Source organism: Oleiphilus sp. HI0123 (assembly GCF_001635315.1).
This window is the reverse complement of the sequence record NZ_LWGE01000070.1, coordinates 1-494: the sequence shown is the minus strand read 5'-3', so window position 1 is coordinate 494 and position 494 is coordinate 1. Positions and strand designations below refer to the sequence as shown.

Genomic DNA, 494 nt, shown 5'->3' with positions numbered 1-494 from the left:
AGATCATCAACCAGTACTCCGATATAAGCTTCATCTCGACGAGGGCACCAAAGCATATCACCACTTGCTTTCAACGAAGCATTCATACCAGCAAGTAAACCTTGGGCACCGGCTTCTTCATAACCAGTTGTGCCGTTAATTTGGCCAGCGAAAAACAAGTTCTCGATAAACTTTGTCTCTAGGCTTTGTTTCAAGTCTTGAGGGTTAAAGAAATCGTACTCAATTGCATAACCAGGCCGCGTAATATGTGCTTTCTCGAAGCCCTTCATTGAACGCACTAAGTCAATTTGCACATCAAAGGGCAAACTAGTTGAAATGCCGTTTGGATATAACTCATGCGTTGTCAGCCCTTCAGGCTCGACGAAAATCTGGTGGGAGTCTTTATCTGCAAAACGATTAATTTTATCTTCAATAGAAGGGCAGTAACGTGGGCCTGTTCCTTCTATGATGCCTGTAAACATGGGTGAACGATCAAAACCTGAGCGAATAATCTC

General features: G+C 43.3%; 1 protein-coding gene. It reads right to left on the bottom strand.

Annotation, left to right across the window (positions count from 1 at the left end):
- The coding region (locus A3761_RS00770) for an FAD-dependent oxidoreductase (protein ID WP_197472684.1) at nucleotides 1-494 on the bottom strand (494 nt) is incomplete at both ends.